Annotated in this window: 9 protein-coding genes; 2 read left to right on the top strand and 7 right to left on the bottom strand. The window is 54.4% G+C overall.

Annotated features, from left to right (window positions below; all coding sequences use genetic code 11):
• Positions 1–147 precede the first annotated feature (147 nt).
• From J2Z18_RS28900 to J2Z18_RS28880, 5 genes are all read right to left on the bottom strand, one after another.
• Positions 148–1,200 carry an ABC transporter substrate-binding protein gene (locus J2Z18_RS28900; RefSeq protein ID WP_144870176.1) on the bottom strand — a complete coding sequence of 351 codons (1,053 nt, stop codon included), beginning with the start codon at positions 1,198–1,200 and terminating at the stop codon, positions 148–150.
• Positions 1,201–1,273: 73 nt separating this feature from the next.
• Entirely contained in the window at positions 1,274–2,080 is an 807-nt protein-coding gene (locus J2Z18_RS28895; RefSeq protein ID WP_007133009.1) for an ABC transporter permease, read from the bottom strand.
• Positions 2,081–2,929, bottom strand: a complete 849-nt coding sequence (locus J2Z18_RS28890; protein WP_007133008.1) for an ABC transporter permease — start codon at positions 2,927–2,929, stop codon at positions 2,081–2,083.
• The gene (locus tag J2Z18_RS28885) at positions 2,926–3,897 is read right to left on the bottom strand and encodes an ABC transporter ATP-binding protein (RefSeq protein ID WP_028406083.1); all 972 of its coding nucleotides are present in this window, start codon (positions 3,895–3,897) and stop codon (positions 2,926–2,928) included. Before J2Z18_RS28885 ends, J2Z18_RS28890 begins: the two co-directional genes overlap by 4 nt.
• A gap of 458 nt (positions 3,898–4,355) precedes the next feature.
• On the bottom strand, positions 4,356–5,117 hold the full coding sequence (locus tag J2Z18_RS28880) for an SIMPL domain-containing protein (protein WP_028406084.1): 762 nt from the start codon (positions 5,115–5,117) through the stop codon (positions 4,356–4,358).
• A 276-nt stretch (positions 5,118–5,393) separates the two neighbouring features.
• On the opposite strand from J2Z18_RS28880, the gene J2Z18_RS28875 reads away from it, so the two are divergent.
• Both J2Z18_RS28875 and J2Z18_RS28870 read left to right on the top strand, forming a co-directional pair.
• The gene (locus J2Z18_RS28875; RefSeq protein ID WP_028406085.1) at positions 5,394–6,842 is read left to right on the top strand and encodes an amino acid ABC transporter substrate-binding protein/permease; all 1,449 of its coding nucleotides are present in this window, start codon (positions 5,394–5,396) and stop codon (positions 6,840–6,842) included.
• On the top strand, positions 6,835–7,563 hold the full coding sequence (locus J2Z18_RS28870; protein WP_007133004.1) for an amino acid ABC transporter ATP-binding protein: 729 nt from the start codon (positions 6,835–6,837) through the stop codon (positions 7,561–7,563). The genes J2Z18_RS28875 and J2Z18_RS28870 overlap by 8 nt, the downstream gene beginning before the upstream one ends.
• Positions 7,564–7,694: 131 nt before the next feature.
• On the opposite strand, the gene J2Z18_RS28865 is transcribed toward J2Z18_RS28870, so the two are convergent.
• Positions 7,695–8,765 carry a sensor histidine kinase gene (locus J2Z18_RS28865; RefSeq protein ID WP_210095694.1) on the bottom strand — a complete coding sequence of 357 codons (1,071 nt, stop codon included), beginning with the start codon at positions 8,763–8,765 and terminating at the stop codon, positions 7,695–7,697.
• Positions 8,765–9,442 carry a response regulator transcription factor gene (locus J2Z18_RS28860; protein ID WP_210095693.1) on the bottom strand — a complete coding sequence of 226 codons (678 nt, stop codon included), beginning with the start codon at positions 9,440–9,442 and terminating at the stop codon, positions 8,765–8,767. The genes J2Z18_RS28865 and J2Z18_RS28860 overlap by 1 nt, the downstream gene beginning before the upstream one ends.
• Positions 9,443–9,476 lie beyond the last annotated feature (34 nt).

Genomic DNA, 9,476 nt, shown 5'->3' with positions numbered 1-9,476 from the left:
TGTTGGTCAAACCTCGATCTCTCCACCCGCATAGCGGGTGGTTTTTTGTTTCGCACGCTTCGCGAGCTCAACTGGCTAAAGCCGCAATAAAAAAAGCCCTGCCCCTATGGGCAAGGCTTATAAAAAAGGTGCTAAAGCACCAATTCTCTATCGTCCGCTCTTCAGCTCGGTCCACAAGCGATCATAGATCTGGAGAGCTTCTCCGACGTTATCGAGCCATTCCGTGCGGCCCAGCTCCTCGTCGGTCAAGTTGATCATGGTGTTGCTGCGATAGTCCTCGCTGTGGAATTCCATCGCTTTCGTATTCGGATTGCTGTATCCGATATATTCGTAGTTCTTCGCGCTGACTTCAGGCTCCAGCATGAAATTGATAAATTTCTCCGCCAGCTCCTTGTTCTTCGCGCCCTTCGGAATTGCATAGTTATCCGAGAAGATCGTTGCGCCCTCCTCCGGCACCACATACGCCACATCCGGATTTTCTTCCGCGATGAATGCAGCGTCACCGGACCATACCGTTGCAATCCAGCCTTCCTCTTGAATCATCTTCTGCTTGATGTTATCCGTGTCGAAGGCAAGGACGTTCGGCAGCAGCGTCTTAAGGTCCAGGGCCGCAGCGTTAATCTCGGCTTCATCCGTCGTGCTGTTGGATTTCCCTTGCTTCTTCAGCGCCATGCCGATCATTTCACGGTTGTCGTCCAGAAGCAGCACTTTGCCCTTGTATTCCGGATTCCACAAATCTTCCCAGCTGTTGATCTCATCCTTCACGTACTTCTTGTTGTAAGCAATCCCCGTCACACCGGACGTGTAGACGATGGAGTACTTGTTCCCCGGGTCAAAAGAAGGGTTCTTAAACGTCTCCGAAATATTGACGAAGTTCGGGATATTGTTCATGTCGAGCGGCTCCAGCAGGTCTCCTTCAATCATGGTCTTGACCATGTAATCGGACGGCTGAATCAGGTCGTAGCCGCTGCCGCCGGCCTTAATCTTCGCCAGCAGATCTTCATTGTTCGCGTAGTTGTCATACGTGACCTTTACGTTAAACTTCTTCTCGAAATCCTCCAGTACCTCAGGATCGAAGTTGTCAGCCCAGCTGTAAATGTGAAGTGTCTCCTTGCTTGATCCGCACGCAACCAGAAGGCTTGCGGACAATACGGCGACCAGCCCTGCAGCAAGCAGGCGGGTCCATCTTGATCTTTTCAATTCCCTATCTCCTCTCTTTCGTATCCATGATGGATATATCGGATCCTTCCCAAAAAGAAATGGAACATTTGCTTTAAATCGGCAGCGTTTTGTGTTTCTTATCCCCGCTGCCGCGGTTAAGAATATATTGAGCCAGCAGGATGAGCGTGATGCTCACCAGAATCAGTATCGTACATAACGCATTAATCTCAGGCGAAATTCCGCGCTTCACCTGGGCATAGATGTAGATTGGCAGCGTAGTCGAGCTTGGTCCGGCGACGAAGAAGCTGACCATGAAATCGTCAAGCGACAGCGTAAACGCGATCAAGGCCCCGGAGATAATACCCGGTGCGATCTGCGGCAGCGTCACATGCCGGAAGGCCTGCCAAGGCGTAGCGCCCAGATCCTGGGCCGCCTCGTCCAATTGCTTGCCCATTCCCGACAACCGGGCGCTCACCACTACATAGACATAGGATATGCTGAAGGTGATGTGGGCGATCATCACCGTCATCTTGCCGAGCGGAATATTTAATTGACTGAACAGCACGAGCAGCGACAGGCCCATGATAATATCCGGAATGATAACCGGTAAGTACAGGAGACCGTTCATGCCGCTGCGGCCTCTGCGTCCCAAATTTCGGAGCCCGAGGGCCGCCGCCGTTCCCAGCATTGTCGAGATGATCGTGGACACCACCGCCACGGTCAGACTGTTCATCAAGGCTTCCATCACGTTTCGGTTGTCGAAGAGCGAGATATACCAGTCGAAGGTGAAGCCTTCCCAGTTCCCGCTCAACCGCGTATCGTTGAAGGAATAAATGATGATAATCAGGATCGGCACATAGATAAACGCCATCATCAGGAAGGCGTGAATCGAAAGCAAAGGCTGGCGCTTCTTCTTCACTTATCTCCCCTCCCCTACACGTTGATGGCGGGCCTGCATCGCCCGGTTAAACAGCAGAATGAGCACCAGGGACGTGGCCACGAAAATGACCGACAACGCGGCGCCGAACGGCCAGTTGCGGGCTCCAAGGAACTGCGACTGGATGATGTTGCTGATCATGGAGGACTTGGCTCCGCCCAGGATGTCCGTGACGACGAACATCCCCGAGGTCGATACATAGACCAGCACCGATCCGGTCATGATGCCGGATTTGCTCTGCGGCAGCGTAATATGCCGAAATGCCTTCCATTTGGACGCGCCGAGATCGCTGGCTGCATCCAGGAGGCGCTTGTCCATCTGCTCCAGCGCTACATAGATCGGCAGCACCATGAACGGAATGAAGTTATACACCATGCCGAGCAGCACGGCGCCGTAGGTGTACAGCATCTGAATCGGCTCATCGATCCAGCCGAGCCACATCAGCAGGCTGTTGACAACGCCCTGTGTCCGAAGCAGCAGCACCCAGGCGTAGGTTCGAATCAAGAAATTAATCCAGAACGGAATCGTAATGAGAATCAGACCCCAAGTCTGGATTCGCGGGGATGCGCCCGCAATATAATAGGCAAGCGGATAACTGACCAGCAGACAGATGATGGTTGTTAGCAGCGACAGCACCAAGGTATCCCAATAGATCCCAAGATATAACGGATCGAAAAAGGTCTTGTAGCCTTCCATGCTGAGCTCGAACACCAAATTGCCTTGGGCATCCCGCGACAGGAATGAAATGCCGATCACAATCAGCATCGGGATGATCAGGAACAGGGACATCCAAAGCAGCACCGGGGTCAGCAGGAATTTCGATTTCCTCATGGCCCGATCATCACCTCATCCTTGTCGTTCCAATTCACCCCGACCCTCTCGCCGATCTTCCAAGGATGCTCCTCCGTAATATCGAGCGCGATCGTCACCTTCATCGGCTCGTCGTCCAGCTGGACAAGCAGCTTATGCACGCTGCCAAGGAACTGGACGTCTTCGATGACGCCTGTCTTCCTGCCGGCCACGCCGCGCTGCGGAACCAGCTTCTCGGGACGGACAGAGAACAGGCCCTCCGGCGAAGAGAAAACATTGTTCTCCCCAATGAATGTGGCAGCGAAGAGCGTTTGCGGCTTCGCATACACGTCGCGCGGCGTCCCGATCTGCTCGACCTTCCCTTGGTTCATGATGACGATCCGATCCGAGAGCATCATCGCTTCTTCCTGGTCATGCGTTACATAGACGAAGGTAATGCCGAGCGTCCGCTGCAGATGCTTCAGCTCCGACTGCAGGCTTTTGCGCAGCTGCAGATCCAGCGCGCCGAGCGGCTCATCGAGCAGCAGCACTTTAGGCTTGTTCGCAATCGCGCGGGCGATCGCCACGCGCTGCTGCTGTCCGCCGGAGAGCTGGTGCGGGAACCGTTCCCGCAGAGCGGTGAGCTGCGTCATCGCAGCCGCCTCCTCCACGCGTTCCTTGATGAGCTGGCGCGGCAGCTTTTTCATTTTCAACCCGAAGGCGATATTATCCTCCACCGTCATATGCGGGAACAGGGCGTAATGCTGGAATACGAGATTGAGATCCCGCTTATTCGCAGGCATCTCTGTCACGTTCTGACCCGCCAGCCATACCTGGCCCCCTGTCGGCTGTTCAAATCCTGCTATCATCCGGAGAATCGTCGTTTTGCCGCAGCCGCTGGGGCCCAGCAAAGTCAGGAATTCCCCTTCTTTAATAGAGAGCGACAGCGGATGCACGACCGCTTGTCCTTGGAAATGCTTCTCGATCTGGACAAGTTCAATCACATGCACCAACTCCTTGTTCAAAATGCGGCCTATCGGCACAGGGCCTCTTGATTTGACCGAACCTACAATTCCATTTCCATTAAGAAGAAACGGTAATTCCGCCCGTGTTCCAGCCTGTGCCGAAGGGGGATCCGTTTCTTGAGGGACGATGCTTTAAAGTCTCTTTAAGAAAAAAAAGCCATATCCATGGGTATGGCTTTACCGTTTGCTTCATATTTCGTTCGATGTTCACGCCGCGTACTGGCGGCTTTACGTTTTTCGCATATTCACTATACCTTGTTTTCCCTTTGTACACAACACTTTTCTTAGTAATTCGACAGGGGAAGCCCCGGATATTTCGCCGGATTCTGGATCCCATGGTGGATCGAACCGTCCAAGGCTTAGGGTTGCCAAATAGAAAAAACCGCCCCCCGCATTGCTAAGCGGTGACGGTCTCTTCTCTTGCCGGTTCCTCATAAAGGAGATTATTTCAGCTCATACTGCACGTACAGCTGGGTCGTGATTTTGATCTCGCCCGGCTTCACGGATGTCGCAGCGCCGCCGTCGGCCATCGAAGCCGTTTCCATCGACATCTTGTCATACATGCCGTACACAACGTTGTTGTTCACGGAGCCTTCGGTTACGTTTACGACAACCCCAAGCTGACGTTTGGAAGCCTTGGCGATCGCCTGGGCCTTGAGATCGGCATTCGCCATTGCCTTATCGATCACTTGAGCCTCGAATGTATCAGGATTCTCCACGGAGAAGCGGGCATTGCCGATCGAATTGGCCCCGGCTTCAGCCGCTGCATCCAGCACTTCGCCCACCTTGTTCAGATCGCGCAGCGTTACTTCAAGGGAATGATAAGCCGAGTAGTTTTGCACCTTGCGGCCTTCTTTTTCCGTATAAGAGTAATTTGGCTGCACATAGAACTGTTCGGTTTTAATATCTTTGTCGTCGATCTTCCAGGTCTCTTTCAGCACCTTGATAACCTTATCCATTTTTTGCGCGTTGGCCTTCTGCGCCGATTTAGCCGTCTCCGCATACGACTCTGCCCCAATGGACAAATATACGATATCCGGCTTCACGGATATCTCGCCCTTGCCGAGCACCGTCACGACATTTTGCTGCACCGCCTCGGCCGCATAGGCTTCCGTGGCGCCGCCGAATCCGGCCCAAGCCGTGCCGCCTGTCAGCAGAGCGCCTGCAATCATAATGGAACCTACCTGTTTGACCCATCTTTTCATGTGTGGTCAACCTCCTTTAATATTGGCCCGCTTCTGATGCTTGCCTTACCTCTCTAACGCAAACCGATTGGTAAATGTTGCATCACGTTTAAGCGGTTTCACAACTTTTTTTCCTTCATCGCCCCCTCTATTTCGCCATCCAGGAAATGCCAGTGGTTGCAGGCCGCTATGACAAATAAAATAGAAATAGAGGACGAAATAGGCAGCAGGATGTTAATGTAAGATGGTAAGTGGGTAACTAACTTAATATGTTGTTTTTAACATGAGGAGGTCATTATGAGATTAATACGGGGTGTAGTACTTGCCTTGGTCCTGCTGCTCGCTGCAACGACGGGCGTACCGGTGTTGGCGCAAAGCCAGGCGGATCAGCCGGGATCGGGCAAAACCTATCTGATCGGTACGGACGTCACGTTCGCTCCGTTTGAATTCCAGGATCCGAGCGGCGAATTCGTCGGCATCGACATGGATTTAATGAAAGCAATCGCCAAGGATCAGAACTTCAAATACGAGATCAGGCCGCTCGGTTTCAACGCAGCCGTTCAGGCATTGGAATCCGGCCAGGTGGACGGCGTGATCGCCGGCATGAGCATCACGGAGGAACGGAAACAGAAATTCGATTTCTCGGATCCTTATTTCGATTCCGGTGTCGTGATGGCCGTCCGTAAGGACCAAGAGGGTATTCAAAGCTACGAGGATTTGCGAGGCAAGAAGGTGGCGGTCAAAACCGGCACGGAGGGCTACAGCTTCGCCGAATCCATCGCATCGAAATACGGCTTCACGATCGTGCCGTTCGACGATTCGGCCCAGATGTACGATGATGTCAAAACCGGCAATTCCGTGGCCTGCTTTGACGATTATCCGGTGCTGGCTTACGGCGTCAAGCAAAATAACGGGCTGAAGCTCGTTACCGAGAAAGAACCCGGGGCATCCTACGGATTTGCCGTTCAGAAGGGGCAGAATCAGGAGCTTATGGAGAAATTCAACGCCGGGCTGGCTAATCTGAAAGCAAACGGCGAGTATAACCGCATTCTCGAAACATACGTTGGCGAGAACGCGGCCGGACCGGCTAACCAAAGCCGTCTCGGATTGATTGCCGAGTCGATGCCGATACTGCTCGCAGGCCTCGGCAAAACGCTTCTGCTCACATTCGTGTCGCTGTTTTTTGCCTTCTTCATCGGCCTGATCTTCGGCTTCATGAAGGTGGGCCGCAACAAATGGCTTCGGGGCATTGCGACCGTCTTTGTCGACATCTTCCGTGGCATTCCGCTGCTGGTGCTTGCCTTCTTCATCTATTTCGGTATTCCGCAGGCTCTCGGATTCACGATGTCGCCGCTGGTGGCTGCCATTCTGACTTTGAGCCTCAATGCCGGGGCTTACGTGACGGAGATTATCCGCGGCGGCATCCAGTCCATCGATCCCGGCCAGCTGGAGGCAGCACGCTCCCTTGGCTTGCCGTATCGCAAAGCCATGATGAAGATCATCATCCCGCAGGCTGTCAAAATCATGATTCCGACATTAATCAACCAGCTCGTCATTACGCTGAAGGATACGTCCATTCTGTCGGTCATCGGTTTGGTCGAATTGACCCAATCGGGTAAAATCGTCATTGCAAGAACGTTCGCATCGTTTGATATCTGGCTGACCATAGCGATCATGTATCTGATTGTTATCACCATTCTGACGAAGATTGCGAACCGTCTGGAAAGGAGGGTTCGAGTTGGGTAAAATCCGTGTAGAAGGACTGAAGAAGAGCTACGGCTCGAACGAGGTGCTGAAGGGCATCGACATGCAGGTACAGGAAGGCGAGGTCGTCTGCGTGATCGGCCCGTCGGGCTCGGGGAAGAGCACCTTCCTCCGGTGCATTAACCGACTGGAGGATATCACGGCCGGCAGAGTCATCGTGGACGAGCGGGACATCAACGATCCGAAGACCGACATCAACAAGGTACGGGAAAATATCGGCATGGTGTTCCAGCACTTCAACCTGTTCCCTCATTTCAACGTGCTGAAGAATATTATGTTTGCTCCGGTCGAGCTCGGCAAGCAATCGAAGGAGGAAGCGCGGGCCACGGCCCTGCGGCTGCTGGAACGGGTAGGGCTGTCCGATAAGGCGGAGGCCTTTCCTAGCCAGCTCTCGGGCGGACAGAAGCAGCGGGTCGCGATTGCACGGGCGCTCGCCATGAACCCTGACATCATGCTGTTCGATGAGCCAACGTCGGCGCTTGATCCGGAGATGGTCGGCGAGGTGCTCGGCGTCATGAAGGATCTGGCGCGCGAAGGGATGACGATGATGATCGTCACGCATGAAATGGGCTTTGCCCGCGAGGTATCCGACCGGGTCATCTTTATGGACGGCGGCTATATCGTGGAGGAAGGACCGCCCGCAGAGGTATTCGGCAATCCGAAGAACGAGCGGACGATCAGCTTCCTGGAGAAAGTGCTATGACGCTGAACGGCTGTAACCCAAGTGACAGCCGCAGCGTCTTGGCGTAAGGTTCCCACTTACCAACGCAACAAACAAAGACAAGGCTCACCGGACATCTCGCGATGGCAGGTGAGCCTTGTTGCGTCCGCCCCTCATTCGGGAGGAGGCGCAAGCGGCACCCTCACGGTAAAGACGGAGCCTTCTCCGGGCCTGGACAGCACGGTCACAGTCCCTTGATGGATGTCGACGATCCGCTTCACGATCGACAGCCCGAGTCCGCTCCCCCCGGCCTCACGATTTCGCGATTTATCCGCCTTGTAGAAGCGTTCGAAGATGCGCAGCTGATCCGCTTCCGACATCCCGATTCCCGTATCGGCAATCGTAGCAACGGCCTCTTCCCGGTCTGCCTTCAGCTCAATCGTAATCACGCCGCCCTCCGGGGTGAATTTGATGCTGTTGTGCAGCAGATTCATCCACACTTGACTCATTAAATCCTCCGACGCCCGGACTTCCACCTGCGCCAGCTCGAGATCCACTTGTATCCGCTTCGCCAGCCATTGCGGCTCACTTGCAAGCACCACGGCGCGAAGCTGCCCATCTAACCGGTAGGGCTGCATATCGAACGCGGTCCGGTCCCCTTCGAGCGAGGACAGCTTCAGCAGATTATCGCTAAGCTGGGACAAGCGTCTGCTCTCTCCCTCAATGATCTCCAGGTAATGATTCCTTCGCTCCTCCGTCAGCCGGGGATTGCGAAGCGCCCTTGCAAAGCCGCGAATGGACGTCAGCGGCGACTGGATTTCATGCGATACGTTCGAGATGAAATCCTGGCGCATCGTCTCCATCCGCCCAAGCCCTTCGGCCATGTCGTTAATGCCGGTCGCAATCATTTTAAATTCACCGGGCAGCTTATGCTCCTCCATCTTGACGTTGAAATCACCTTGAGAGATGCGGCGCATCGCATCAATCATTGCATTCAAAACGGCCATCTGCTTGTGTTTGAACATCAGTCCGATCAGCATAATGCATAAGAAGAATATCACGACGCCAAGAAACAAGTCGATGATCTGCGCGACATAAGCCGATGACGGCGCACCCGTCTTCGTGTACACGACCTTGGTCAGATAAGTCGCGGCCGTCCAGGAGACGGCCAGCACGGCGAAGAGGACAATGATCTGCAGGATCTCCCTCAGGATTCTCCATGCCCATTTGCCGGTTTTGCACACTAGTCCTCACACCCCTCCAGCCGGTAGCCGAGCCCGCGCACGGTGCGTATGCGAAACCGGTATTTCGCCTCGGGGAACCGCTCCCGCAGCCGGTTCACATGGACGTCGAGCGTCCGTTCATTCCCCTCGAAATCGTAGCCCCAAATATCCTCGATCAGCCGGTCCCGGGGCAGCGTGCTGCCCGGATAACTGGCCAGCTTGAACAGCAGCTCGAATTCCTTCAACGGCAGCGTGAATGTCTCCTCATCCGTCTTCGCTTCATAGGTGCGGCGGTTCATCTGCAGCTTGCCGGCGGTGACCGTCTGCGAGGCGGCCACCTGATACCGCTTCAGCAGCGCCTTCACCCGAACCACCAGCTCGGCCGGCTCAAAGGGCTTCACCAGATAATCATCGGTACCGAGCTCGAAGCCCTTCACAATCTGCCTGGTTTCCCCTTTGGCAGTCAGCATCAGCACCGGAACGCCGTCATGCCGGCGAATCTCCCGGCACAGCTCCCAGCCGTCCATATTCGGCATCATTATATCCATCACGACCAGATCAACGGGGCTCTGTTCCATCACGCTCAGCGCCGCCAGTCCATCCGGAGCTTCCAGGACGTCCATGCCGGCCTCCTCCAGAAACACCTTCACCAGCTCCCGAATATTCGGATCATCATCGACGACCAATATGTTTGCCATATCCATCCCTTTCTTTCCGAAGCATTATCCCCTG

This window comes from Paenibacillus lactis (assembly GCF_017873605.1).
GTDB lineage: Bacteria > Bacillota > Bacilli > Paenibacillales > Paenibacillaceae > Paenibacillus_AQ > Paenibacillus_AQ lactis.
Note: the sequence above shows the minus strand (reverse complement) of the source record. Positions and strands in the feature narration are given on the sequence as shown.